This window comes from Mesorhizobium sp. M2E.F.Ca.ET.209.01.1.1, assembly GCF_004010375.2.
Lineage (GTDB): Bacteria > Pseudomonadota > Alphaproteobacteria > Rhizobiales > Rhizobiaceae > Mesorhizobium.
The window spans coordinates 1-589 of sequence record NZ_SADP02000090.1; the positions used below are offsets into that span (position 1 = coordinate 1).

1 protein-coding gene and 1 riboswitch are annotated in these 589 nt (G+C 71.1%); the gene reads left to right on the forward strand.

Going from position 1 to position 589, the window contains the following annotated elements; translation table 11 throughout:
• A riboswitch (cobalamin riboswitch) is annotated at window positions 1–206 on the forward strand. This riboswitch is flagged as partial in the annotation.
• 114 nt (window positions 207–320) lie between these two features.
• Window positions 321–589: TonB-dependent receptor plug domain-containing protein (locus EN852_RS34705; protein WP_135879583.1), on the forward strand; the 269-nt coding region annotated here is incomplete at its 3' end.

The window sequence follows — 589 nt, forward strand, 5'->3', positions numbered from 1 at the left end:
GTGACCTGCGGCCACGGCCGGCAGGTTGAAACGGGAAGCCGGTGACGCGTGATTCCACGCCATGCCGGCGCTGCCCCCGCAACGGTAAGCACGTCAGTTCCAGGCAACAACGCCACTGTGCCCTGTGCATGGGAAGGCGCCTGGACGGTGGCCCCCCGGCCACCCGGCGGCAAGCCCGGAGACCGGCCCGGAAGCCTCAGGTCGCGATGCGGTGGGCATGGCGCTGGATGACCGCAGCCTGCGCTGCGGCGTCGGCGCATGCCTGCCTTCGCGGCTCCTCCCCTTCGCCACGCGGGCGTGCGTGGCACCTGGAGTTCCCCATGAAGCTGCAGTCCCGAATGCTGTCCCTGGCCGTGCTGGCCGCCCTGCCCGCGCTGGTCCAGGCCGCCGATGACACCACCGCGCTCGACCAGATCCTGGTCACCGCCACCCGCACCCCGATCGCCCTGCAGGACAGCATCGCGCCGGCGCAGGTGATCGACCGCGCCCAGATCGAATCCAGCCAGGCCACTTCACTGCAGGAACTGCTGCGCGGCCGCGCCGGCATCAACCTGACCAATGCCGGCGGGCTGGGCAAGCAGAGCTCGCT